This window comes from Martinezella rhizogenes (assembly GCF_007002745.1).
In the GTDB taxonomy this organism is placed as follows: Bacteria; Pseudomonadota; Alphaproteobacteria; order Rhizobiales; family Rhizobiaceae; genus Agrobacterium; species Agrobacterium cucumeris.
In genome coordinates this window covers 104,225-127,794 of the sequence record NZ_SGNY01000014.1, presented here as the reverse complement: position 1 = coordinate 127,794, position 23,570 = coordinate 104,225, and the positions used below count along the sequence as shown (strand labels likewise).

The 23,570-nt window shown below is 59.4% G+C and carries 22 protein-coding genes; 16 read left to right on the top strand and 6 right to left on the bottom strand.

The features are described 5' to 3' along the window. Positions 1-15: 15 nt before the first annotated feature. From EXN68_RS26850 to EXN68_RS26835, 4 genes are read right to left on the bottom strand one after another with little or no spacing between them, the layout of a single operon-like run. A complete protein-coding gene (locus EXN68_RS26850) occupies positions 16-951 on the bottom strand; it encodes an ABC transporter ATP-binding protein (protein ID WP_142843640.1) in 936 nt (311 codons plus the stop codon). Then, the gene (locus EXN68_RS26845; RefSeq protein ID WP_142843639.1) at positions 929-1,927 is read right to left on the bottom strand and encodes an ABC transporter ATP-binding protein; all 999 of its coding nucleotides are present in this window, start codon (positions 1,925-1,927) and stop codon (positions 929-931) included. Before EXN68_RS26845 ends, EXN68_RS26850 begins: the two co-directional genes overlap by 23 nt. Continuing rightward, complete coding sequence (locus EXN68_RS26840; RefSeq protein WP_065117477.1) at positions 1,924-2,919, bottom strand: ABC transporter permease; 996 nt, start codon at positions 2,917-2,919, stop codon at positions 1,924-1,926. The genes EXN68_RS26845 and EXN68_RS26840 overlap by 4 nt, the downstream gene beginning before the upstream one ends. Beyond that, positions 2,916-3,905: an ABC transporter permease gene (locus tag EXN68_RS26835; protein WP_142843638.1), complete on the bottom strand. Its 990-nt coding sequence runs from the start codon at positions 3,903-3,905 to the stop codon at positions 2,916-2,918. The genes EXN68_RS26840 and EXN68_RS26835 overlap by 4 nt, the downstream gene beginning before the upstream one ends. Before the next feature lie 270 nt (positions 3,906-4,175). Between EXN68_RS26835 and EXN68_RS26830 the strand changes: the two genes are divergently transcribed. The 3 genes from EXN68_RS26830 to EXN68_RS26820 all read left to right on the top strand — a co-directional run bounded on the left by EXN68_RS26830 (position 4,176) and on the right by EXN68_RS26820 (position 8,056). Beyond that, positions 4,176-5,783 carry an ABC transporter substrate-binding protein gene (locus EXN68_RS26830; RefSeq protein ID WP_080819236.1) on the top strand — a complete coding sequence of 536 codons (1,608 nt, stop codon included), beginning with the start codon at positions 4,176-4,178 and terminating at the stop codon, positions 5,781-5,783. 66 nt (positions 5,784-5,849) lie between these two features. Continuing rightward, positions 5,850-6,881 carry an ABC transporter substrate-binding protein gene (locus EXN68_RS26825; protein ID WP_142843637.1) on the top strand — a complete coding sequence of 344 codons (1,032 nt, stop codon included), beginning with the start codon at positions 5,850-5,852 and terminating at the stop codon, positions 6,879-6,881. Next, the gene (locus EXN68_RS26820) at positions 6,878-8,056 is read left to right on the top strand and encodes an acyl-CoA dehydrogenase family protein (RefSeq protein ID WP_142843636.1); all 1,179 of its coding nucleotides are present in this window, start codon (positions 6,878-6,880) and stop codon (positions 8,054-8,056) included. The genes EXN68_RS26825 and EXN68_RS26820 overlap by 4 nt, the downstream gene beginning before the upstream one ends. Positions 8,057-8,113: 57 nt before the next feature. Here EXN68_RS26820 and EXN68_RS26815 read toward each other — a convergent pair whose 3' ends face one another. Then, positions 8,114-9,184, bottom strand: coding sequence for an LLM class flavin-dependent oxidoreductase (locus EXN68_RS26815; RefSeq protein WP_142843635.1), 1,071 nt, complete (start codon positions 9,182-9,184; stop codon positions 8,114-8,116). 332 nt (positions 9,185-9,516) lie between these two features. On the opposite strand from EXN68_RS26815, the gene EXN68_RS26810 reads away from it, so the two are divergent. From EXN68_RS26810 to EXN68_RS26785, 6 genes are all read left to right on the top strand, one after another. Further along, positions 9,517-10,140, top strand: coding sequence for an alpha/beta hydrolase (locus EXN68_RS26810; protein WP_142843634.1), 624 nt, complete (start codon positions 9,517-9,519; stop codon positions 10,138-10,140). Positions 10,141-10,359: 219 nt separating this feature from the next. Beyond that, a complete protein-coding gene (locus tag EXN68_RS26805) occupies positions 10,360-11,289 on the top strand; it encodes a sulfurtransferase (protein ID WP_142843633.1) in 930 nt (309 codons plus the stop codon). Between the two features lie 75 nt (positions 11,290-11,364). Continuing rightward, entirely contained in the window at positions 11,365-12,543 is a 1,179-nt protein-coding gene (locus EXN68_RS26800) for a YeeE/YedE family protein (RefSeq protein WP_142843632.1), read from the top strand. A 178-nt stretch (positions 12,544-12,721) separates the two neighbouring features. Next, the gene (locus EXN68_RS26795) at positions 12,722-12,919 is read left to right on the top strand and encodes a hypothetical protein (RefSeq protein ID WP_142843631.1); all 198 of its coding nucleotides are present in this window, start codon (positions 12,722-12,724) and stop codon (positions 12,917-12,919) included. A gap of 266 nt (positions 12,920-13,185) precedes the next feature. Continuing rightward, positions 13,186-13,731: a flavin reductase family protein gene (locus tag EXN68_RS26790; RefSeq protein ID WP_142843630.1), complete on the top strand. Its 546-nt coding sequence runs from the start codon at positions 13,186-13,188 to the stop codon at positions 13,729-13,731. Between the two features lie 40 nt (positions 13,732-13,771). Further along, positions 13,772-14,716, top strand: a complete 945-nt coding sequence (locus EXN68_RS26785) for an acyl-CoA dehydrogenase family protein (RefSeq protein WP_142843629.1) — start codon at positions 13,772-13,774, stop codon at positions 14,714-14,716. A 7-nt stretch (positions 14,717-14,723) separates the two neighbouring features. Here the strand turns inward: EXN68_RS26785 and EXN68_RS26780 are convergent, their stop codons facing one another. After that, positions 14,724-15,173: an RrF2 family transcriptional regulator gene (locus tag EXN68_RS26780; RefSeq protein WP_046801485.1), complete on the bottom strand. Its 450-nt coding sequence runs from the start codon at positions 15,171-15,173 to the stop codon at positions 14,724-14,726. A gap of 303 nt (positions 15,174-15,476) precedes the next feature. Between EXN68_RS26780 and EXN68_RS26775 the strand changes: the two genes are divergently transcribed. The 7 genes from EXN68_RS26775 to EXN68_RS26745 all read left to right on the top strand — a co-directional run bounded on the left by EXN68_RS26775 (position 15,477) and on the right by EXN68_RS26745 (position 23,520). Then, on the top strand, positions 15,477-16,481 hold the full coding sequence (locus EXN68_RS26775) for an LLM class flavin-dependent oxidoreductase (RefSeq protein WP_193559558.1): 1,005 nt from the start codon (positions 15,477-15,479) through the stop codon (positions 16,479-16,481). A gap of 22 nt (positions 16,482-16,503) precedes the next feature. Next, a complete protein-coding gene (locus EXN68_RS26770; protein ID WP_142843627.1) occupies positions 16,504-17,844 on the top strand; it encodes an LLM class flavin-dependent oxidoreductase in 1,341 nt (446 codons plus the stop codon). Positions 17,845-17,924: 80 nt separating this feature from the next. Continuing rightward, positions 17,925-19,112 (top strand): M20 aminoacylase family protein, encoded by a 1,188-nt coding sequence (locus EXN68_RS26765; protein WP_142843626.1) that lies wholly within the window; start codon positions 17,925-17,927, stop codon positions 19,110-19,112. A gap of 21 nt (positions 19,113-19,133) precedes the next feature. After that, positions 19,134-19,691, top strand: coding sequence for a GNAT family N-acetyltransferase (locus EXN68_RS26760; RefSeq protein WP_142843625.1), 558 nt, complete (start codon positions 19,134-19,136; stop codon positions 19,689-19,691). A gap of 12 nt (positions 19,692-19,703) precedes the next feature. Next, a complete protein-coding gene (locus EXN68_RS28100; protein WP_142843624.1) occupies positions 19,704-21,506 on the top strand; it encodes an amino acid ABC transporter permease/ATP-binding protein in 1,803 nt (600 codons plus the stop codon). Between the two features lie 21 nt (positions 21,507-21,527). Beyond that, the gene (locus EXN68_RS26750; RefSeq protein ID WP_142843623.1) at positions 21,528-22,466 is read left to right on the top strand and encodes an ABC transporter substrate-binding protein; all 939 of its coding nucleotides are present in this window, start codon (positions 21,528-21,530) and stop codon (positions 22,464-22,466) included. Between the two features lie 118 nt (positions 22,467-22,584). Continuing rightward, positions 22,585-23,520: an ABC transporter substrate-binding protein gene (locus tag EXN68_RS26745; RefSeq protein WP_142843622.1), complete on the top strand. Its 936-nt coding sequence runs from the start codon at positions 22,585-22,587 to the stop codon at positions 23,518-23,520. Positions 23,521-23,570: the final 50 nt, after the last annotated feature.

The window sequence follows — 23,570 nt, the reverse complement described above, 5'->3', positions numbered from 1 at the left end:
GGTTGCTCCTTTAAGTTATTGGGCATGGTGGCAGGCCACGGCGTGGTTCTTGCCGAAAAGGGTATAGTCCGGTGCTTTTTCGCGACAGAGATCGGTGGCGAGCGGGCAGCGTGTATGAAACCGGCAGCCGGATGGCGGATCGTGCGGGCTCGGCAGATCGCCGGAAATGGGCGCGGCCTGCTTGCGGCGGGCGGGATCGGGAACGGCAGCGAGAAGGGCGCGAGTGTAAGGATGCTTCGGAGAAGCCCAGAGTTCCGATGTCGGGGCGCTTTCGACGATCTTGCCGAGATACATGACCAGCACGCGGTCGGAGAAATAACGCACCACGGACAGATCATGTGAGACGAAGAGATAGGACAGCGAAAGCCGCTTCTTCATCTCCACCAGAAGATTGAGGATCTGCGCCTGTATCGACAGATCAAGCGCCGAGACCGGCTCGTCGCAGACCACCAGTTCCGGCTCCAGAACCAGTGCGCGGGCAATGCCGATGCGCTGGCGCTGACCGCCGGAAAATTCATGCGGATAACGGTCGAGCGCGTCAGCCGGCAGGCCGACCTGCGCGACGATGGCTTCAACAATCTCCCGCTGGCGCGCCCGGTCGCCGATGCCGTGCACTTTCAGCGGCCCGGTAAGGATGGTGCGCACCGTCTGTCGCGGATTGAGGGAGGCGAAGGGATCCTGAAAGATCATCTGGATGCGGCGGCGTATGCCGCGCAGCTGCGAAGGCGTCATTGCCGTGACATCAGCGCCCTTGAAGGTTATCCTGCCGGATGACGGCTCGACCAGACGCATCAGCGACTTGCCGAGCGAGGATTTGCCGCAGCCGGATTCGCCCACCAGTGCCACGGTTTCGCCCGCCTCGATATCAAGCGAGACGTCATCGACGGCGCGCACGGTTCCTCGTCCGCCCGAGTAGTGGGTGGAAAGACTATGCACTGACAAGAGCGTCATTGGACACCTCCTGGGATGTGGGGGATACGAAGGGGCAGGCGGCGTAGCGGCCTTCCGAAATCGGCCTCAGCGGCGGCACGAACTGCCCGCAGAAACCACGGGCGCTCGGACAGCGCGGTCGGAAGGCGCAACCGCGTTCCCCCGTGGCGGAAACGATGGAGCCGGGAATCTCGATGAGCGGCCCGTCGCGATAATGCTGGCCGTCTTCCGCGCGCGGCGAGGCGGCAAGCAGGCCGCGCGTATAGGGATGGTAGGGGTTGGAGAAAACCGGTTCCGGCAGCCCTTCCTCCACTTTACGGCCGGCATACATGACCATCACCCGGTCTGCCCATTGTGCAACGATGCCGAGATCGTGGGTGATGAGGATGACCGCCATGTTGAGATCGCGGCGCAGATTGTCGAGCAGCTGCAGGATCTGCGCCTGTATCGTCACGTCAAGAGCCGTCGTCGCCTCGTCGGCGATCAGGAGTTTCGGATTGCAGGCAACGCCGATGGCGATCATCACACGCTGGCGCATGCCGCCGGAAAGCTGGTGCGGATAATCATCCACCCGGCGGCCGGCATCGGGAATGTTGACGAGGTCCAGCAGTTCGATGGCGCGTTTGCGCGCCTGATGCCGGTCGATCTTCTCATGGATGCGCAGCACCTCGATGATCTGTTCGCCGACCGTCAGCACCGGGTTGAGCGAGGTCATCGGCTCCTGAAAGATCATGCCGATATCCCGGCCGCGAATGCCGCGCCATTGCCGCTCGGAAAGCGGCAGCAGATCGCGGCCCTCGAGCAGAACCCGGCCGCCGGTCTTGGCGTGGGAGGGCAGGAGGCCAATCAGGCCAAGCGCCGTCAGGGATTTGCCGGAGCCGCTTTCGCCGACGATCGCCAGCATTTCGCCGGGGCTGACATCGAAACTGACGCCTTTGACCGGTTGGGTTGAGCCGAAGCTGACGGAGAGATCATGGACTTCGATCAGTTTGCTCATCGGCGTTCCTCCGAAAAACGGGGGTTGAGCGCATCGTTGAGGCCATCGCTGATGAGGTTCAGCGAAATGACGGTGAAGACGATGGCAAGGCCGGGAAGGGCGGTCAGATACCAGGCCGTGCGGATGACATCACGGCCGGAACCGATCATCGATCCCCAGGAGACACGGTTGGGATCGCCAAGCCCCATGAAGGATAGCGCTGCTTCCATGAGGATCGCTCCCGCCACCATGACGGATGAGGTGACAATGATCGGTGGCAGCGCATTAGGCAGGATTTCCTGAAACACGATGCGGGCATGGCCATAACCCAGGCTGCGCGCGGCGAGCACATAATCCTTTTCGCGGATGGCGCGGAATTCCGCACGGGTAAGACGCGCAACGAGCGGCCAGGTGATGATGCCGATGGCTGACGTGACCGTGGTGACAGACGGCTGGGCGATGGCGACCAGCACCACCAAGAGCACGAAATTCGGCAAGGTCTGGAAGATTTCGATCAGCTTGACGAGGATATCATCAATGACGCCACCAAAATAACCGGCGAAGGCGCCAACCGCGATGCCGATGGTGAGGCCGATCAGCGTTGCCACGACACCGACGGTGAGCGAAATGCGCGCGCCATGCACGATGCCGGCCAGAACATCCCGGCCCATGGAATCAGTACCGAGCGGATAGGCCGCGTTCTGGCCCGGCCACAGGAACGGGCGGGCCACCATTTCCAGGGGATCGCCGGGATAGATCAACGGGGCGATCAGTGCGGTGACGATGACGGTGGCGAGAAACAGCAACCCGACGATGGCATTGGGATTGGTGAGGAAGATTTTCAGTTCGCGCCGCAGTCCACGCCGCGGCACGGAGACGGAGCGGGCCGAAAGCGCATCCGGGGCATGGATATAGGGCCAGGCCTTTTCTTCCGGCTTTTTCGGTTTGGGATTGGTCTCTTCAGCGCCAAGTTCGGCCGTGTTGAGAACCGCTGTCGTGTGGGAGGAATTCATCGGCTTTCTCCGATGCGGGGGTCAAGCCATGCCTGCAACAGGTCCACGGCCGCATTGACGATGATGACGACAAGGGAGGAGAGAAGCAGAATGCCGAGCAGCACGCTGAAATCCCGCGCCATGACGGCTTCGAAGGCCAAGCGGCCAAGGCCCGGCCAGCTGAAGACGGTTTCAACCACGACGGCGCCGCCGAGGAGGCCGCCAATATGCATGCCGGCCATGGTGGTGATGGGGATGAGCGCGTTGCGCAGGATGTGGCGCGTGGTGAGCCTGATCGGCGAAACGCCCTTGGCACGCGCCGTGCGCACATAGTCCTGGGATTTCACTTCCAGCATCGCCGCGCGGGTCAGGCGGGCATAAATGGCCAGAAAATAAAGCGCCAGCGACAGGGCAGGGAGCACAATGTAACGCAGCCTGTCGAGAAAGGCTGGAAACCCGGTAAGGCTGCTGCCGATGGTGCTGTCACCGCCGGACGGAAGCCAGCCGAGCTTGACCGAAAAGGTCAGGATCAGCATCAGGCCGATCCAGAAACCCGGTACGGAATAAAAGATCAGTGAGCCAATCGAAATGATCCGGTCCGGCAGCTTGCCGGAGAAGAGCGCCATGATGGAGCCGAGGAACACACCGACGAAGATCGCGATACCAAGGGCTGCACCCATCAGCGCAAGCGTGCCGGGCAGGCGCTGGCCGATAAGGTCTGCCACAGGCATGCCGTATCGCGGCGAAAAACCAAGGCTGAACTGGGCCAGATTGCCGAGATAGTTCATCAGCTGATGCAGAACCGGCAAATCCAGTCCAAAGCGGGAGCGGATTTCCGCCATGGTCTCGACGGTTGCCGAACCCGCTTCCGCCGCCAGGACATCGGCGGCATCACCCGGCGCCAGCTGCAGCAGGAAGAAGTTCAGGATGACGATACCGAGAACCGTCGGAATGGCCTGAATGGCCACCCGTCTTGCCTGCGATAAAATCCGTTTCGAATTCGACATCGGCTCCAGTCCGTAAGCGTGGGAAACATAAAATCAGCCTCGAAAGGCGTGAGCATTAGTTGACTAATTTTATGGAATTTGTCAAAGAGTAATAGAATTATTTTCTGAAATTTACGGAAATATGCGTCATAAAGAAAAGATAATTCCTAATTATGAGAGTGGTTGGTTCTTCATGCCAAACTCACTCTCCTCTGCGGAACAAACTTCTTCCTAAGCGCGACCGTTCAGTTTGCCGGTTTTTCGCCGGTTCAATCAAGGAGAGGGTATCGCATGACTATTTTCAACCAGACGACGCGGCGAGGATTCCTGCTGGCATCGGTGGCGCTTGGCGTGGTGTCTTTGCCGGGGCTGAAGCTCCTCGCGGCGGAGCCGGCAAGTGGCGGCACGGCCACCCTGCTCATCTCATCGGAACCACCGGTGCTGACGACGATCGCGCATACGGCCTATAATTCCGTCTATATATCGCCAAAGGTGACCGAAGGTCTGCTGACCTATGATTTCGATCTCAATCCCAAGCCGCTGCTGGCCAAATCATGGGATGTCAGCGCCGATGGCCTGCGCTACACCTTCAAGCTGAGGCCCGGCGTAAAGTGGCATGACGGCAAGCCGTTTACATCAGCCGATGTGGCTTTCTCCATCAATACCATCAAGGAAGTGCATCCGCGCGGTCGCAATACATTCCTGAACCTCACAAGCGTCGAGACGCCTGATGAGTTGACGGCGGTTCTGGTTCTTTCCAAACCAGCGCCATATCTGATAACGGCGCTCGCCGCCGCCGAAACGCCCATCGTGCCGAAACATCTCTATGAAGGTACGAAAGTCACCGAAAACCCGGTCAATCTCGCCCCCATCGGCACCGGCCCGTTCAAGTTCAAGGAGTGGGTGCGCGGCAGCCATATCGTTTTTGAGCGCAATGCCGATTATTGGGATGCGCCGCGCCCCTATCTCGACAAGCTGATCGTCCGCTTCATTCCCGACGCATCCGCCCGCGCGATTGCCATTGAAACCGGTGAGATCGATCTCGCCCCCAGCACGCCGGTCGCCTATAGCGATCTCGACCGCTTGAAAGAGCTTCCCAGCCTCGGTTTTGAGACAAACGGCTATCAATATTCGAATTCCGTCAGCCGCGTGGAGTTCAATCTCGAAAAGGATGTGTTCAAAGATGTACGCGTCCGTCGCGCCTTCGCGCATGTGATCGACCGCAACGTCATATTCAACACCGTTAATTACGGTTACGGCGCGACCATCACCGGCCCGATCAATCCGAAGCTGACGAAATGGTTCGTGGATGATCTGAAAACCTATCCGATCGATCTGAAGGCCGCCGAAGCGCTTCTCGATGAGGCCGGATACAAGCGCGGTGCGGATGGCATCCGTTTCAAGCTCAATCTGGATTACGTGCCGAGCACCGAAGCCTATCCGCGCGGCGCGGATTATATTCGCCAGGCGCTGGCGAAAGTCGGCGTCGACGTGACGGTGCGCACGCAGGATTTCGCCACCTATACCAAGCGCATCTACACGGATCGCGATTTCGATTTTGCCTATGAGGGCATGAGCAACCTCTTCGATCCCACCGTCGGCGTGCAGCGGCTTTATTGGTCGAAGAACTTCAAGAAGGGCGTGCCGTTCTCCAATGGCGCGGCCTACAGCAATCCGAAGGTGGATGCGCTTCTCGAAGCCGCCGCCATCGAGATCGACCCGGACAAGCGCGTCGCGCAATGGAAGGAAATCCAGCAGATCCTCGTAGAGGACGTGCCGGCCATCGATATCGTCGCGGCACCCGAAATTACCATCTTCAACAAGCGTATCGCCGATCACACCATCGGTGCCGAAGGTGTGGCGGGAAGCCTCGCCTTCGCGCATATCGCCGCATCCTGATCGTTTCACCAGACCCGGCCCCTTTGCTGCGGGCCGGGACTTTTCCCTTTCATCGAGGACAAAGCCATGAGCACGTCACTTTCTGAAATCTGGTACACACGCTGCCCGGTGCCCACGCCCGTGGGACTGGCGGCCCAGCTCGGTTATCTCGGGCAGACCTTCGAGGAGGTCGGCATATCGCTGAAATCCATCATCGATTCGCCTGACCGTTCCGTTCGTCAGAGCCATTTCAACCACACGCTGGAATGGTCCTTCCGTCACGGCGGCAATGTGCCGCCCATCCGCGCCCGTTCGGAAGGGCGCAATACGCGCCTTGTCGGCATTACCTGGACGGATGAGTTTCAGGCAATCATCACCCTGCCGGAAACCGGTATCCGCTCTGTTGCCGATCTTGTCGGTCGCCGTTTCGGCGTGCCGCGCAGGCCGGAAGGCATTGTCGATTTCATGCGGGCTACGGCGCTGAAGGGGATTGTCTCGGCGCTTTCGCTGGAAGGGCTGACGGTAGAGGATGTCGAACTGAAGGATATCGTCATCACGGATTCGGTGCTGGCCTCGCAGGAAGGACCTTCGCTTTTCGGGCTGAAGCGCCGGCAGTCTTTCGGTGAGGAGATCATCGCGCTACTGCGGGGTGAGGTCGACGCGATCTTCGTCAAGGGAACGGCGGGTATTGCTGCCGCCAATCTGATCGGTGCGGTGCAGGTGGTGGAATTCGGTTTTCACCCCGATCCGAAAATACGCATCAATTCCGGTTCGCCCCGGGTGCTGACGGTTGATGGGCGGCTTGCCGATGAGCGTCCCGATCTGGTGGAGCGGCTGGTTGGTGCCATCGGCAAAGCCTCGCTCTGGGCGGAGCAGCATCCGGAAGAAACGCGTCGTTTTATTGCCCGTGAGGCCGGCGCGACGGAGGAACAGGTTCTGGCCGCCAACGGGCCGGAGGTTCACCACCATCTCGGCCTCGGCCTTGATGCGGACCTTGTCGCCGCTGTCGGTCACTACAAGGATTTCCTGCATCAATGGGGTTTCCTTGAAAACGACTTCGATCTCGGTGAATGGATTGACGATCGTTTCGTGACGGCAAGTGAAAGGGCGGTGGCATGAGTGGTGCGTTATCCGCCGTTCCGCGCGCGCCGGAGCAGCAATCGAGCCCTGTTGCCGTTGCAACTGCGCTGGCCGACGATTTCAGCCTGACGGCGGCGGATCATGACAAAAGTGGCGAATTCGCCGCCGGCAATTTCGAGGCGCTTTTCAAGTCCGGCCTGCTGGGTCTCGTCACGGCTGAAAAGGATGGCGGCTGGGGCGAGGGCATTGAGACGGCCCATGCCGTGATCGCGGCCATTGCCAGGGGCGATCCGTCGACCGCCCTCATTCTCGCCATGCATTACAGCGTTCATGCCGCGATACGGCGCGGCAAGTGGCCGGTGGCACTTGCTTCAAGGGTGCTGGCCGCCAATAGCAGGGAGCCGGCGCTTTTGAACAATGCGCAGGCGGAGCCGGGGGTCGGTTCACCGGCCCATGGCGGCCTGCCGGAAACGACGGCGCGGATCGAGGGCGATGTCTGGGTTGTCAATGGCCGCAAGAGTTTCGTCACCGGCCTGCCGGGTCTGAAATGGGCGATCGTGCTTGCTGTGACGACGGAAGAGGCGCCGCGCCTGATCCAGCTTCTGGTACCACTGGATGCGCCGGGCATCACCCAGGAAAAGGCATGGGAGGCGACCGGCATGTACGCCACTGCAAGCCATGACCTGGTGCTGAAGGAGGTAAGGGTGGCGCTTGCCGATATCGTTGCCGAACAACCGGCGGATGAGCCGTTGCGGCGCGATGAGGCAGACGGCTATAATTTCTTCGCGCTGCTGGCTTCCGTCTATCACGGTGTTGCGCTTTCGGCACGTGACGATCTCCTGCGCCATCTGAATGGCCATGTCCCGGCAAGCCTTGGTGCGCCGCTCTCCTCCATTCCCCGCATTCAGGAAGGTCTCGGTCAGATCGAAGTGCTTCTTGCTGCAAACCGGCGTCTACTTCTCTCCGTCGCCCGCGATATCGACGCTGGCGAAAGGGTAGGAACCGACGCGCTCGCCGTTCGCCATGTGGTGATCGACAATGCGGTGACAGTGACGGATCTGGCGCTGGAGCTTGGCGGTAATCGCGGCCTGCGCCGGGATTATAATCTCGAACGCCATCATCGCGATGCCATCACTGCAAGGGCGCATGCGCCACAAAGCCACATGATCCGCACGATTCTCGGCCGTCAGAGCATCAAGGCGGCGGGCGGTTGATCGATGAAAACGCCGGGCGGCCTTGCCTCTGCAAGATCGTCCGGCATCGTCTTGGCATCAATCCCGCAACAGTGGCAACAGCCTGTCGCCCTGCCGCTCGATCTCCTGCAGATAGGGCGTGTCGGAAAGCACGAAATGGGTGATGCCAAGCGCGCGGTATTTGCGCAGTGACGCCGCGACATCTTCCGCCGAACCCACCAGCCATGTGGTTGCCGCACCGCCGCCGCCAAACTTGCCCGGTGCGGTGTAAAGATTATCGTCCAGAACATCGCCCTGACGGTGCAGATCCAGCAGCCTGCGTTGGCCGATTGCCACGCCTTGCAGATGATCGTTCCAGCGCGCTCCGTTATTTGCTGCCATCTCGGCAACCTTTGCTTCCGCGTCGCGCCATGCTTCTGCCGTCGTTTCCCGCACCAGCGTGGTGATCCGCAGGCCGAATTGCAGCGGCGGCAGGTCGCGGCCAAGCGTTTCACTGAAATGCCTGAGCCTTTCTATCCGTTCGCCCACACCGGCGAGCGGCTCGCCCCAGAACAATTGTACATCGGCCTCGGTTGCGGCGACCTGCTCGGCCGCCTCGGACGCGCCGCCGAAATAAAGCTTCGGGTGCGGCCGGCCGTCGCGTGCGGCGATACGCGGCAGGACAGTCGAATTCCTGACCCGGAAATGATCCCCGTCGAAGGTGACATTTTCTTCCGTCCAGAGCCGCCGCACCAGCCGCATGAATTCTTTCGTGCGCGCATAACGCTGCGCCTGATCACCTTCTTCATCGCCATAGGCGGCAAGCTCGTCGCGACCCGAGACGACATTGATCCGTACCCGGCCACCCGAGAGTTGATCGAGTGTGGCGGCGGCGGATGCGAGATTGGCCGGTTTCCAGTAGCCGGGGCGGATGGCGATCAGCGGTTCGAAGGTGGTGGTGCGCGCCGCAAGGGCGGCCGCCACCGTGAATGTGTCGGGCCGGCCCCAGCCGGTGCCGATCAGCGCACCTTTCCAGCCATGATTTTCCAGCGCCTTTGCGTGGCTGGTCAATGTATCGAGGCTGTTATGGTTATCGCTGACGGCATCGCCCCTGTGGCCGGGTTTGACGTCATTGGGGATGTACCAGAGAAATTCGCTCGTGCTGCTCACATTATCCGCCTGAATTTTCGATTCATGTCGCGGTGCGAGAATGACAAAGCGGCGGCAGATGGGCCAAGCAGCGGTGTCTCATTTGATGTGCGTCGGAGGAAAAGCTTTCCGCAGGAAGGGAATATATTGCACATATTTTCTATGTAAAAAATGTGAGTAAATGATTCCGCCCGAACAGAGATTTATCGGTGGTTGAGAACGCATTTTCTTCTTTATCGAATTTCTTCAGATCGATTTTTTCTTTGATCCAGAAAGGTGAGCAAGCGAGCATTCGACTGGAATCGTAAAAATCATCATGCTTTGCACGGACCACCCGCAACCACGGAGCAGGCATGTGTACCACCTTGATTGTTCCCGGACTGAACGGTTCGGATGAGGGGCATTGGCAGCGACACTGGCTGCTGGATGATCCCGCAGCGCAGCTGGTAGATCAGGATGACTGGCAATGCCCGGTTCTCGAGGACTGGCTTGATCGTCTTGAAGCAGCGCTTGCCTCTGTCGACAGCGCCTATATCGTCGCCCACAGCCTCGGTTGCGTGCTGGTCGCGAATATGGCCTCCCGGCCGGCGGCGGCAAAAATCAGAGGTGCGCTTCTTGTCGCACCGGCCCATCTGGACAGGGTGGAAGCGATGCATCCCTGTATTGTCCGGTTCGGAGCCTTTCCCCTGGTGCCGCTTGCCTTTCCCAGCCTTCTCGTGGGCAGTATGAACGACCCCTATATGAGCCCGGAAGACCTGGCGCACACGGCCGCCAGCTGGGGAAGCGATCTCGTCAATCTTGGCCCGGCAGGGCATATCAATATCGCTGCCGGTTTTGGAAGGTGGCCAGAGGGATATGACCTGCTGGCACGCCTGAAAACGGGTGCGGGTTCTGAAACGCCTGCGACCAGATCGAGAATACGGGGACTGCCGGCGGCTCGTGGTGCGCATCTTCAGGGTGATGTAAGCGCACTCTGATCCATCCGTTGCAAACGGATTTGGTCAAGCCAAACGTCGCATACACAACCTTTGAGCGCTTTATGGCTGTTTTATCCGCCATAAATTTCGAATCTCACCTTTTGATTGTTTTGAGTGACTGTATTTATTTTCTACAGAAAATATGAAAAAGCGTTTCTTCGCTCCGGACGATTTTGTTGCGACCTTTCAATGGCCATCAAATCAGGAAGGGGTAAGGGAATGTCCAGGATCAAGTTTGTAGCGTCGGCTCTCGGCGGATTGTTGTTGTCGACGGTATCGCTGTCCGCTGCCGGAGCATCGGACGCGCTGGTGACGGCCGATTGGCTGAAGGAAAATCTCGACAATCCGAAGGTTCGAGTTTTCGAAGTCAGCGTCGATACGGGTGTCTACGAGCGCGGGCATATTCCCGGCGCGGTGAACCTCAACTGGCATACGGACCTCGTCGACAAGGAACGGCGCGACATTGCCGCACGGGAAAATTTCCAGTCACTGCTGCAAAAGGCCGGCGTCGGCGACGATACGACGATCGTTCTTTATGGCGACAACAATAACTGGTTCGCCGCCTGGGGCGCGTGGATTTTTGAAACCTATGGTCTTGGCGACCGGGTGAAGCTGCTGGATGGTGGCCGCAAGCTCTGGGAAGCGCAGGGCCTGCCTTTCGACACATCAGCACCCGCAACGGCCGAAACGAAACTGAAGCTTGGCGAACCGGACACCTCGGTGCGGGCGCGGTTTGTTGACGTGGTCGCCGTGGCCGAAGGCAAACATAATATCAAGCTGGTCGATATTCGCTCGGCGGATGAATATTCCGGCAAGATTTTCGCACCCGATGGCGTCAAGGAATTGTCAGTGCGGGCTGGTCATATTCCCGGCGCTGTCAACGTGCCGTGGGGCACCATCGTCAACAAGGACGGCACCTTCAAATCTGCAGATGAGATCAAGGCGATCTATGCGGAAAAGGGTATCGACGGCTCCGCCCCGGTCATCACCTATTGCCGTATCGGCGAGCGCTCCAGCCACACCTGGTTCGCCTTGAAGAAGATACTCGGTTACGACGTCCGCAACTATGACGGTTCCTGGACCGAATATGGCAATGCGGTCGGCGTTCCCATCAGCAATCCGACCGGTACGGTCTGGACGGGCAAATAAACCGCAGCCTTCGTTTTTGAAGCCGGTGCGCCAGTGCGGCGCACCGGCATTTTCTCCTGCCATATCCGGTATTTCATGCATCTTACCTTTCGCCGCTTCGCGGCCTTCGCCATTTTATGCACGCTGACTGTTGCGGCTCACCAACTGGGGACGCTTGAGAACGGCAGGCAGCTTGCGTTTTCATTGTTGGCCGGTATCGCTTTCGGCATCGTGATGCAGCGCGGGCGGTTCTGTTTCCTCTGCAATTTCCGGGATTTCATCGACGACAGGCGCTCGGATGGCGTTCTTGCAATTCTCGTCGCACTTCTTGCGGGCGTGGCATTTTATCAGATCATCACCATCGCGTGGATGCCGGTTCCGCAACCCGGTCGTCTGCCGCCCAATGCGCATATCGGCCCGGTCGGCTGGGTCCTGGCGTTGGCGTCGACGGTTTTCGGTGTAGGCGCTGCACTTTCCGGCTCCTGCCTGTCCGGGCATTTTTACCGGTTGGGGGAGGGAGCCTTTGGCTCCGTTCTTGCCATTGCCGGTGCGGCGCTCGGTTTTCTGCTGGCGTTCCTCAGCTGGAATTTTCTTTATACGCTCAGCGTATTCAACGACCCACCGGTCTGGCTGCCGCACCATCTGGGATACGGCTTGGCACTGTTGCTTGCCGGTTTTGTTTTGGCCGGGCTGATCTTCATTGTTCTTTTTTTCGATAAGTCGGCGCCTGTTCCATCGGGCGTACCGGAAAACCGGCTGCAGCAGGCCCTGCGAAGCGTTTTTGTCGAACGCTGGCCGCCTGTCGTCACCGGGGTTCTGGTCGCAGCCATCAGCGCCTTTTCCTATTTCCGCGTTGCGCCGCTTGGGGTAACCGCTGAACTCGGCAGCATCGTCAGAACGGCCGGCGCATCCGCGGCATGGGTGCCGGAAACGCTTGCGGGCCTCGATACGGTGCGCGGCTGCATCAGCGCGGTGAAAACCACGCTTCTGTCGCCTAACGGCGTCTTCGTGCTGGGGCTGATTTTCGCGAGCTTCGCAGCCGCGCTTTCGGCGGGAAAATTCCAGCCATCCTGGCCGTCTGCCGGCGGGTTGGCAACCCGTTTTGCCGGAGGTGTGCTGATGGGCTGGGGTGGCATGACCGCGCTTGGCTGCACCATCGGCGTGCTGCTGTCGGGCATTCATGCGGGCGCGGTGTCGGGTTGGGTATTTTTCCTTTTTTGTGGTCTTGGCGCTTTTGCAGGCCTCATTCTCAAACGTAGGTTGGCCTGGCCGTGAGGCTCATACGCTGAAATCCTGCCGATTCTGGCCTGCGAAATGGAATTTCCCCCATTCGGGCAACCTTAGTCCACCTTTGCAGGCTGCTCACCAATTATAGAATAGTAATTTTATGGAAAATATTGACGATTTTGGATCCGCGCCAGAGGATAGTGGACGTTGAGCAAAGGAGGCGCACATGCCGCAGGGATTTCATGCGTTTACTTTTGATCTGTTCGGTCTGACCCGGCGTCGGCCGCACGCAGATGAGCAGGTTACTCTTCATCCGTTGGATAATACCGGGCGTATCAGGCAGGGAAAAAGCGATCTCGAGCTTGAGCGGGAAGAAATCTGCGAAATGAACTTCGCCATGCTTAGCCTGTACCCGGTTTTCTAGGGTTACAGACCGCCGGTGTGGCAAGGCTCGCGGGAGAGACAAACACTCCCCTCTTCGGAAAAATTGGAACGAAATTTCTTATATAGCCGGGGGAATTGGCTACCCTCTTTTTGTCCGGTTTCTTGCCCGCCGGGTTGAGTAAGAAAGGGTCTGACAGATAGAACATTATTTCCATAGAATATAAATATTATGGAAAACGATGTCTATTTAATCCCCTGCCGCCGCTGCTAGCTATTGGACAATTCAGCTGTTTTCAGGAGCGATCGATGACACTGCAATATGCGGCCAAGGATCAACAATTCATCAATCTTCGCGATCCGGTCTCGGGTAAGGCTGCGGATGCCGACAGCCTCAAGGCGGCGCTGAGAACACTCGGCGGCGGCGTCAGCGTCATCACCGCCGGAGAAGGCGAGGCGCGCACCGGTGCAACCGTCACTTCGGCTACCGCTTTGTCTGTCGATCCGCCGAGAATTCTGGTGGCGCTCAACCGCTCGTCGTCCACATGGCCGGTGGTGCAGCGTTTTGGTCACCTCGCCGTCAACATCATCGGCGCGAACCATCAGTTCATCGCCAACCAGTTTGCCGGCATTGGCGGCCTGAAGGGTGCGGACCGTTATCGCGGCGCGGAGTGGACCAGGCTTGCAAGTGGCGCGCCCATTCTTGAGGACGCCGTTGCCGCTATCGACTGCACCATCGAAGAAGCAATCGAGCGGCACAGCCACGTGATCATCATCGGCAAGGTGGAGGCGATCCGCATCGGCTCCGGACATTCGCTGGTCTACCAGAACGGGCGTTATCATTCGCTGGACTGAGTGAGCGCTTTCAACGGGTTATTTTTTGAGGGAGTTGAGCATGGGATCTGTCACGCCTCTCGGCGAAAGAATTCGTTTCGTTCCTCCACGTCTCGGCGCGGATGGCGATGTGCTGACCGTCGCCCGGGCAATTGCCGGGAAATGTCCCTTCGAAAATAGCGGACAGATCCACGCGCGGATCGCCCGCTCCGGCCTTCTTGCCCTCTCCGTTCCGAACGAACTGGGTGGAGCGGATATAACCAACGATATTCTCGCCCAGGCGCTTTCGATTATTGCTGCCGCGGATGCGGAGGCAGCGCGTGATCTGGTCGAACATTTCACTGCGCTTGAATTCATCCGGAATGCCGGCGGCGAAGAGCAACGCAAGGCCCTCTTTGGCCGTCTCGATCTTGGCGAAACCTTCGCGCTTGCTTCCTCCGATCTCAGCGCGGAGCATGCGGTCTTAACGAATGACGACGATTTCGCCCTGCGGCTTCCCGACGACGTAGTGCGCCCTGTTGCGACCGATGCGGACTGGATTGTGGTTCCGGCTGTGAATGCGGCGGGAAAAAACCTGCTCGTGGTTTTGCGCAATCGGCCGGATACATCATGGGATGGCCTGCTGCGCGCCGATCAGGTTACATTTCTTGCGCAGGGCGCAGGAAATCTCGCCGCCTCCGTCGCCACCCTGCTGAAAGCCGCGGTGGCGCTGGGTGAAAAACAGCGTGAACTCTCGACGCTACTGATTGATCGATTGGCAGACGAGGGCGTGGCGCGTCCCGTCATCGGCGAGGTTTTTCTCGCCATTGAACTGCTGAAAGCGCAAATCTCCAGCCTGGCGGCAAATATCGATGCGGCGCAGGTGGGCGCGGAAAACGTGACCTTTCGCTCGGTCAGAAACAATGCCATCACGCTTGAAATCCTGATGGCGCGTCTCGGCCTTATCGATGGCCTGAGTGAATCCGGGCTGATTGCCTCTCTGGAGGATGATCTGCGCCGGCAATAAGCGAAGCCTATTTTCCGGCAGGAATGGAAAGCGCGTCCTGCCCATCCTTCGCGACGAATTGTGCGAGCGTCATATTGTCCAGAATGGTCGCGATGGCGTCACGCACGTCCGTCATCGAAACCCTGACCTGACAGGTCTCGGGATCGTCACAGTCGTCGCAGGCTTCAAAGGCGGTACGGCTGGCACAGCGGATGGGAGCCAAAGGCCCGTCCAGCGTGCGGATGACCTGGCCGATCATGATTTCGGATGGCATTTTCGATAGGGAATAACCGCCATTCGGTCCCTTCTTGGAGCGCAGAATACCGCTGTTGCGCAGCTCCAGAAGAATGGTGTCCAGAAATTTCTTCGGAATATTGTTGCGCGTGGCAATCTCGGTCACGAAGGCGGTTTCTCCCTGGGGCAACCGCGCCAGATCGACCAGAGCCTTTAATCCGTATTTGCCTTTTTTGGTCAACATCGCCTGATCCGCAAAGAGGGCCGGTACATTCCGCAACGCCGGCCATATTATTCCTAACTTACTAAGTAGTTTTTAGCGAATTCCCGCGCAAGCCGTTTCCTCCGGATATGGCCTTGAAAACCGCCTGCTTTCCGCCTTTTAAACGTCACATCTCCAGCACTGCGGATATTTTTTGCCTAGACCGGTTTCAGAATCGTGGCGGAAAACAATATTTTCTCTGATCGCGCTGCAACGTGGAACGAACGTTCTTTATTAGAATATAAAATCAGTAGACAAAGTATGCATCAAAAGACGTGCGAGGTGATGATGTATACTCTCAGTTTGCTGGATAAGAGCCCCGTTTCGGCGGGCGAGGATGCGGCGGGCGCATTCCGCGACACGATCAACCTTGCCAGACGCGCCGAAGATCTGGGGTACCGGCGGTTCTGGGTGGCCGAGCATCACAATTCGCCGGAACTCGCCGGTTCAGCACCCGAGGCGCTGGTGGCGTGGATTCTGGCGAAGACATCCCGCATCCGCGTCGGTTCAGGTGGCGTGATGCTGCAGCATTACAGCCCCTATAAGGTTGCCGAAGTCTTCAACGTGCTATCGGCGCTTGCACCCGGCCGGGTCGATCTTGGTGTTGGCAAGACACCGGGCGGGTTGCCGCTGGCAACCTCAGCCCTGCAACAGGCTTATGACCCGGCGAGAAAGCCGGATTTCGAAACGGCTTTCGGGGAACTCACCACATTCTTGTCTGGTGCAGCGCCACAGGACCACGCGCAGGCCGGATTGCAGGCAACGCCGGCGCCTCCCGTTGCAGCGGAGAGGTTTCTGCTCGGCGCCAGCCCGGAAAGCGCAAGGCTTGCGGCCTCAAAGGGATGGAACTTCGTTTTTGCCGGTCACCTCAATGGTGATCCGGAGGTTCTTCGCAGCAGTGTTTTGGCTTTCCGAGAACAAAGCGGCGGCAAAGCTCCGGTCCTTGCCCTGTCGGCTTTTGCCGCGAGTGACCCCGATCACGCCGCAAGGCAGGTGGAGGGACAGCGCATCTACCGGGTATTTCTGAGCGATGGCAGGGCATTCAACCTCGGCCGGCGCGAGCAGGCGGAAGAGTTCGCCCGCCAGTCCGGTGACAGCGATTATCGCATCGAGGAGCGCAAGCCCAACGTGCTCCATGGCGCGCCGGAAGATATTCACCGGGCGTTGCGTGCGCTTTCCGAAGAACACGGCATCGAGGAATTCATCATCGAACCGCCGCATGTGGGAGCCGATCAGCGACTTGCCTCGATTGAACTCTTGGCCACGCATCGCCTTTCCCGCGCGGCGTGATCTTGTCCTCAGGAGAAATGACATGACGAGAAAGAAAATCCGTTTCGGCATCATGCTTCAGGGTCCCGGTGGGCATATGAATGCCTGGCGGCACCCAAAAAGCCCGGTCGATGCCAGCGTCAATTTCGACTTCTTCAGGAAGACGGCGCTGAAGGCGGAAGCCGCCGGCATTGCCTTCGCCTTTGTGGCGGACGGGCTTTATATAAACGACAAGTCGATCCCGCATTTCCTCAACCGTTTCGAGCCGCTGACCATCCTTTCGGCGCTTGCCTCCGTCACCTCAAAAATCGGTCTCGCGGGTACTGTTTCGACGTCTTATAGCGACCCTTTCACGATCGCCCGCCAGTTCGCCTCGCTTGACCTGTTGAGCGGCGGCCGTGCCGGATGGAATGCCGTGACGACGCCGCTTGAAGGCACGGCCAAAAACTACAGCCGCAATCATCCCGAACATGCGCTGCGCTACGAGATCGCCGATGAATATCTCGAAGTCATCAAGGGGTTGTGGGATAGCTGGGACGACGATGCCTTCGTGCGCAACCGGGAGAGCGGACAGTTCTTCGAGCGCGACAAACTCCATACGCTCGGTCACAAGGGACGGTTCTTCCAGGTGGAAGGCCCGCTGAACATCCAGCGTTCGCCACAGGGGCAGCCGGTGGTGTTTCAGGCAGGCTCCTCCGATGCGGGTATCGGCCTTGCGGGCAAACATGCCGATGCCGTCTTCACCAATTCTGCTTCGCTGGAAGAAAACCAGACCTTCCTCAAACGTGTAAAGCAGAGCGCCGTTGCGCAGGGCAGATCCGCCAGCGACGTGAAGATTTTCCCCGGTATCGGACCGATCGTCGGCGAAACGCAGGAAGAGGCGGAGGCGAAGTATGACGTCATCCGCAACCTCATCACCATCGAAGATGCGCTTGCCTATCTCGGCCGCTTTTTCGACCACCATGATTTCAGCGCCTATCCGCTGGATGAAGCTTTCCCTGAACTCGGTGATATCGGCAAGAACAGCTTCCGTTCAACGACCGACCGTATCAAGCGCCGGGCAAAGGAAAAGAACCAGACGCTGCGGGAAGCGGCGCTGGAGGCTGCAACCCCGCGCGAAGGTTTCATCGGCACACCGGACAAGGTGGCGGACGAAATCATCCGCTGGGTGGAAAATGATGCGGCCGATGGCTTCATTCTGGGCTTCCCGGTGATCGCCGAAGGGCTGGATGATTTCATCCGCCTCGTCATTCCAGTGCTGCAGCGGCGCGGTTATTTCGATCCGCATCTGGAAGGGGCAACCTTGCGGGATCATCTCGGCCTGCCTTTCCGGGAAAGCGTCTATTCCAGCGGCGAAAGCGGCTCGGACAAGGCCATAGCATAAAGCTGCGGCAGGGCGGCAGGACCGCCGCCCGCGCAGATTACAAGACGCGGCGGGCAAAAAGCCGTGCAGGAGACAGAACCATGAATATCCGCATTGACGGCGCGCGTCCGCAGGACGACGCCGAACGGGGAATCCTTGCCTTCATCGAGGAGAGTATCGCCATCCGGCATGATCTCCACCGGCATCCGGAGCTGTCGCTCAAGGAAAACCGCACGGCGGCGCTCATCGCCCGTTATCTGCTGTCGTTCGGATATGAGGTGACGGAAGGTGTCGGCGGTCACGGTGTCGTTGCCACCCTGAAACGGGGTCATGGTGAAAAACGTCTCGGCATCCGCGCCGATATCGATGCGCTGCCAATTCATGAAGAGACCGGCCTTGCCTATGCCAGCGAAACGCCGGGCGTCATGCATGCCTGCGGTCATGATGGTCACACGACGATCCTGCTCACTGCCGCCCGTTACCTTGCTGAAACTTCGAATTTTTCCGGCACCTTGACGCTGATCTTCCAGCCCGCCGAGGAGATCGGTGCGGGTGCGAGGGCGATGATAAAGGACCGGCTGTTCGAGCGGTTTCCCGTTGATGCGGTCTTCGGCCTACACAATTGGCCGGGTGTGGAAACCGGACAGTTTGGTTTCGTGGAAGGCCCTGCCATGGCTTCCGTCGACAAGGCGCAGGTGCGGATCGTCGGCAAGGGCGGCCACGGTGCGGCGCCGCATGAGACTGTTGATCCGGTTCTGGCCTCGGCAAGCTTCATCACCGCCCTGCAGAGCATTGTTTCCCGCAACGTCGATCCGCGCGAAATGGCGGTGCTGACCGTCGGTTCCATCCATGGCGGAACCGCCTCCAACGTCATTCCCGAGAGCGTGGAATTGCAGATCACCGCCCGGGCTTTTTCACCCGCCGTGCGCGACAGGCTGGAGGAACGGCTTCCGGCACTCGCCAAGGCGCAGGCGGAAAGTTTTGGCGCGAGGGCTGACGTCGCCTATTCCCGTGGTTTTCCGCCTGTCATCAATCACGCGGCGCAGACGGTTTTCGCCCGCGATGTCGCCAGACGGCATTTTCCAGCCGGACAGATCGCCGAAGGGTTTCAGCCGCGCACGGCGAGCGAAGATTTCGCTTTCATGCTGCAGGAGCGACCCGGCTCCTACCTCTTCGTCGGCAATGGCGACAGTGCCCCCCTGCACAGCCCTCACTATGATTTCAACGATGCGATCATCGCGCCTGCGGCACGCTTCTGGGTGCGCCTGGCTGAAGCATACCTCTCCTGACACGAAATTTAGGACAAGGACATGAGCGACAGTTTTTTCTACACATCGGTCAAGGATCCGCTCGCAACTCCGCTTCTGGAAGAGTTGCTGTTCGAATATGACAGCCGTTACGGCACATTCTTCAATGCGGAAGGGGCAAGGGCGGAGCTGAACAAATATCCCCCGGAAGCCTTTAGTCCGCCATCCGGCAATTTCCTGCTGCTTCTGCGGGACGGAAAGCCGATCGCCGGCGGCGCTTTCATGCGTTACGACGAGGAGACTGCCGAATTCAAGCGGGTCTGGACCCATTCGGCCCATCGTCGCCAGGGGCTGGCGAAGCTCGTGCTTCGGGAGCTGGAGCAGCAGGCGATCCGGCAGGGTTATGCCCGTGTCTATCTGACCACGGGGTTCCGCCAGCCGGAAGCCGTCGGCCTCTATCTCACCAATGGTTATCGCGCCTTGTTCGACACGGCGGCCGACCCCGAGACGATCAGGTCGCTGCCCTTCGAAAAATTTCTTGCCGATGCGGCCTCCGGTCCCCTCCCGGACGGCGCGCCGATACCGGCCGTCCATCCGCAACCCTCTTCCGCCCATCCGTGAAAGGCTCTTTAGATGACGATAGCCTCAGATTTTCCGCATGTGGCGGTCAGCGAGCAGAAGGGCGAGCCGGTTAAGGGCGGTTACGGCCATTTCCGCATCGTTCCTGCCCGTTATCCCCTGCGCACCGTGGGCACGGTTTTTTCCGTCCTGATCATTGCGGCCGTGCTGCATTCCGTTTTCGGCAATCCGCGCTGGGGTTGGGACGTCTTTGCCGAATGGTTCTTCGCCGAACCGGTGCTCGTTGGTCTTGGCCGGACATTGCTGTTGACGGCGCTGGGTGCGCTGTTCGGGTTTGTTCTCGGAACGCTGCTGGCACTTGCCCGTGTGTCCCGCTCGCCGTTGCTGGTTGCCGTTTCCTGGACCTATATCTGGATTTTCCGGTCGATCCCGCTGATCGTGCTTCTGCTGATCCTCAACAATCTCGGTTATCTCTATGAAACGGTGACGATCGGCGTGCCTTATACCGGCATCAACTTCTTCAGCTGGAATACGACGCAGCTGATGACGCCGTTTGCGGCCGCCGTGCTGGGCCTCACTCTCAATCAGGCGGCCTTTGCATCGGAAATCGTACGTGGCGGCATTCTCTCGGTCGACCAGGGGCAGCTGGAAGCTGCAGCCGCACTTGGCCTTCCACGCCGGCGGCAGGCCTCCCGCATCGTTCTGCCGCAGGCCATGCGGTCCATCCTGCCGACGGCCTTCAACGACATCATCGGCCTCGCAAAGGGAACGTCGCAGGTCTATATCCTCGCGCTACCGGAATTGTTCTACACCATCCAGATCATCTATCGCCGCAATCTGGAAGTGATTCCGCTGCTGATGGTCGCAACCGTCTGGTATCTGGTGATCCTGACGGCGCTATCGATCGTTCAGCATCATATCGAACGGCATTTTTCCCGGGGTGCGCTTCGCAATCCGCCCCCTTCGCTTTTCGCCACCGTCTACCGCACCTTCCTGCCACGCCGGGCAGCGGCGGAGCCGGCGGCCCTGGCGACGGTGCCTGTAAAGCGGGAAGCTTCGGTATCTGCGCGTGCGGGAGGCTTCCGCATAGGCAATCGTGGCGGTTCGGTGAATATCCACGGTGTTTCCAAGTCTTTTGGCACACTCAAGGTGCTGGATGATGTCTCCCTTTCCATTCCGGCAGGCAGCGTCACCACCATTCTTGGCCAATCCGGCTCGGGTAAGTCCACCCTGCTGCGCTCCATCAACCATCTGGAGCGCGTCGATGACGGCTTTATCGCCATAGACGGCGAGCTGGTTGGTTATCGCCAGCAGGGCGATACGCTTTATGAGCTGAAGGAGCGGGAAATCCTCAAACGCCGCGTCGAAGTGGGCATGGTGTTCCAGAGCTTCAACCTGTTTCCGCATCTTACTGCGCTTGAAAACATCATCGAAGCGCCGGTCGCGGTTCGCGGCATCTCGAAAGAACAGGCTGAAGCGGAGGCGCGCGATCTTCTGGCTCGTGTCGGCCTTGCCGAGAAGGCCAATGCCTACCCGCGCCAGCTTTCCGGCGGCCAGCAGCAACGCGTGGCGATTGCCCGGGCACTCGCCCTGCGGCCCAAGGTGCTGCTGTTCGATGAGCCGACATCCGCGCTCGACCCTGAACTGGTCAATGAAGTGCTCGACGTCATCAAGGAGCTCTCCCGCTCCGGCGTCACCCTTATCATCGTCACCCATGAGATCGGTTTTGCCCGCGAAGTCTCCGACAGGGTCGTCTTCATGGAACAGGGCCGCATCGTTGAAACGGGCACACCGGAGAAGGTGTTCAACAACCCTGAACATCCGCGCACGGCCGAATTCCTCGCAAAAGTTCTCTAATCATAACAAGGAAACACTCACATGGCTTTTTCATCGAAATTATTGTCCCTGCTCGCCGGCGGTCTTTTCACCGCCACCACCGCGCTCATTCCGGCCGCGCATGCGCAGGAGGTTGACCTGTCGCCCGAACAGAAGGGCCGGGTGCGCGCCGAAAAGGTTGAGGAGGCAATCAAGCTTCTGCCCGCCGGCCATAAATTCGTTGCCGATGGCAAGCTGACGGTCGCGACCGTGCCCTTCCGCCTGCCGCTGGTCGACTATGCGAGCGACACGAAAACGCCGATCGGCGTGGAGCCGGATATCGCCCAGCTGATTGCCGACAGCCTTGGACTTGAACTTCAGCTCGTTCCGATTGCCTGGGCCGACTGGCCGCTCGGCCTTGCTTCGGGCAAATATGATGCCGTCGCCTCCAACATCACGGTGACGGAAGCGCGCAAGGAGAAGTTCGATTTCTCCAGCTATCGCAACGATCTGCTCGGCTTTTATGTGGGCAACAACAGCAAGGTCACATCAATCGGCAAGCCTGAGGATGTCGCCGGGCTGAAGGTGATCGTCGGCGCGGCCACCAATCAGGAGCAGATTCTGCTGAAGTGGATCAAGGACAACAAGGCGAAGGGACTGGCCGACACCGAAGTGCAATATTACGACGATCAGGCCGTGCTTGACGTTGCCCTGCAATCCGGTCGTGCGGACGCCTATCTCGGCCCCAATGCCACTTCGGCCTTCCAGGCGGCAAGCCAGAAAAAGACCAAGCTCGTCGGCACCTTCTCCGGCGGCTGGCCGGAAGCGGCGGAAATCGCCTTCGCTTCGAAAAAGGATGCCGGCATCGCCGAGGCCGTCACCGCTGCGCTGAATGCCCAGATCAAGAACGGCAATTACGGCAAGGTTCTCGCTCGCTGGAATCTCGGCTCGGAAGCCATCACCGAATCCCGCACCAATCCGCCCGGTCTGCCCAAGAGCTGAGCGTGAAAAACGGAGTTCCTAAAAGCTGAGTCGAAGGTGGGACATCACTCAGCCGGTGGCGCGGGCATCCTCCCGCCCGCGCTACCTCCGTCCCGCAATCATTCATCGGAAAATCATGATGACCTTCACCTCTCGTTTCGCCAAGGCCACGTTCGGCGTCTTTCTCTTCATCTCCGGTTTCGTCCCGGCCTTCGCAACCGATGTCTTCGATCTGTCACCGGATCAGCCCGGCCGTATCAGGGTTGAAAAAGACCCCGGCGCCATTGCCGCCGTACCGAAGGATTTCAAGTTCGTCACGCCGGGCAAACTCACCGTCGCCGTTTCTCCCGGCGGGCCGCCATTGGCCACCTATGCGACGGATGCGAAGACCGTTGTGGGCGCAGACCCGGACTACGCGCTTGCCGTTGCCGATAGTCTCGGCCTTGAACTGGAACTGGTGGCCGTGGCCTGGGCCGACTGGCCGCTCGGCCTCGCCTCGGGCAAATATGATGCCGTCATCTCCAATGTCGGCGTGACCGAACAGCGCAAGGAAAAGTTCGATTTCTCCACCTACCGCCAGGGCCTGCACGGCTTTTTCGTCAAGTCCGACAGCGGCATAACCTCCATCACCGAGCCGAAGGATGCCGCCGGTCTGAGGATCATCGTTGGTGCGGGAACCAATCAGGAGCGTATTCTGCTGAAATGGAGCGACGAGAATGTCGCCGCCGGTTTGAAGCCGATCGAGCTGCAATATTACGACGACGAAGCCACGCGGCTCGTCGCGCTTTCAGCCGGCCGGGCGGATGTGATCGTACAGCCGCATGCGCAGCTGGTTTTCATCGCCGCGCGCGACAAGACCATCAAGCGGGTGGGAACCCTCTCGGCTGGCTGGCCGGAGCGCTCGGATGTCGCCATCACCACCCGCAAGGGTTCTGGACTGGCCGACGCGCTGACGCTTGCCACCAATGACCTGATCAAGAGCGGTGCTTACGCAAAAGTTCTCGATCGCTGGCAGCTAGCGGAAGAGGCGCTGCCGGAATCGCGCACCAATCCCCCCGGCCTGCCAAAAAGCTGACCGGTCAAAAATGCGGCGGACGGCAATATCCGCAGGTTCGCCTGCGGATA

What these genes read in the sequence shown, in the direction of transcription:
- EXN68_RS26775 (WP_193559558.1), top strand. Translation starts at nt 15,477, where the DNA reads ATGATGTATACTCTCAGTTTGCTGGATAAGAGCCCCGTTTCGGCGGGC.
- EXN68_RS26790 (WP_142843630.1), top strand. Translation starts at nt 13,186, where the DNA reads ATGACACTGCAATATGCGGCCAAGGATCAACAATTCATCAATCTTCGC.
- EXN68_RS26830 (WP_080819236.1), top strand. Translation starts at nt 4,176, where the DNA reads ATGACTATTTTCAACCAGACGACGCGGCGAGGATTCCTGCTGGCATCG.
- EXN68_RS26760 (WP_142843625.1), top strand. Translation starts at nt 19,134, where the DNA reads ATGAGCGACAGTTTTTTCTACACATCGGTCAAGGATCCGCTCGCAACT.
- EXN68_RS26765 (WP_142843626.1), top strand. Translation starts at nt 17,925, where the DNA reads ATGAATATCCGCATTGACGGCGCGCGTCCGCAGGACGACGCCGAACGG.
- EXN68_RS26840 (WP_065117477.1), bottom strand. Translation starts at nt 2,919, where the DNA reads ATGAATTCCTCCCACACGACAGCGGTTCTCAACACGGCCGAACTTGGC.
- EXN68_RS28100 (WP_142843624.1), top strand. Translation starts at nt 19,704, where the DNA reads ATGACGATAGCCTCAGATTTTCCGCATGTGGCGGTCAGCGAGCAGAAG.
- EXN68_RS26820 (WP_142843636.1), top strand. Translation starts at nt 6,878, where the DNA reads ATGAGTGGTGCGTTATCCGCCGTTCCGCGCGCGCCGGAGCAGCAATCG.
- EXN68_RS26805 (WP_142843633.1), top strand. Translation starts at nt 10,360, where the DNA reads ATGTCCAGGATCAAGTTTGTAGCGTCGGCTCTCGGCGGATTGTTGTTG.
- EXN68_RS26810 (WP_142843634.1), top strand. Translation starts at nt 9,517, where the DNA reads ATGTGTACCACCTTGATTGTTCCCGGACTGAACGGTTCGGATGAGGGG.
- EXN68_RS26825 (WP_142843637.1), top strand. Translation starts at nt 5,850, where the DNA reads ATGAGCACGTCACTTTCTGAAATCTGGTACACACGCTGCCCGGTGCCC.
- EXN68_RS26835 (WP_142843638.1), bottom strand. Translation starts at nt 3,905, where the DNA reads ATGTCGAATTCGAAACGGATTTTATCGCAGGCAAGACGGGTGGCCATT.
- EXN68_RS26745 (WP_142843622.1), top strand. Translation starts at nt 22,585, where the DNA reads ATGACCTTCACCTCTCGTTTCGCCAAGGCCACGTTCGGCGTCTTTCTC.
- EXN68_RS26750 (WP_142843623.1), top strand. Translation starts at nt 21,528, where the DNA reads ATGGCTTTTTCATCGAAATTATTGTCCCTGCTCGCCGGCGGTCTTTTC.
- EXN68_RS26780 (WP_046801485.1), bottom strand. Translation starts at nt 15,173, where the DNA reads ATGTTGACCAAAAAAGGCAAATACGGATTAAAGGCTCTGGTCGATCTG.
- EXN68_RS26770 (WP_142843627.1), top strand. Translation starts at nt 16,504, where the DNA reads ATGACGAGAAAGAAAATCCGTTTCGGCATCATGCTTCAGGGTCCCGGT.
- EXN68_RS26800 (WP_142843632.1), top strand. Translation starts at nt 11,365, where the DNA reads ATGCATCTTACCTTTCGCCGCTTCGCGGCCTTCGCCATTTTATGCACG.
- EXN68_RS26785 (WP_142843629.1), top strand. Translation starts at nt 13,772, where the DNA reads ATGGGATCTGTCACGCCTCTCGGCGAAAGAATTCGTTTCGTTCCTCCA.
- EXN68_RS26850 (WP_142843640.1), bottom strand. Translation starts at nt 951, where the DNA reads ATGACGCTCTTGTCAGTGCATAGTCTTTCCACCCACTACTCGGGCGGA.
- EXN68_RS26845 (WP_142843639.1), bottom strand. Translation starts at nt 1,927, where the DNA reads ATGAGCAAACTGATCGAAGTCCATGATCTCTCCGTCAGCTTCGGCTCA.
- EXN68_RS26795 (WP_142843631.1), top strand. Translation starts at nt 12,722, where the DNA reads ATGCCGCAGGGATTTCATGCGTTTACTTTTGATCTGTTCGGTCTGACC.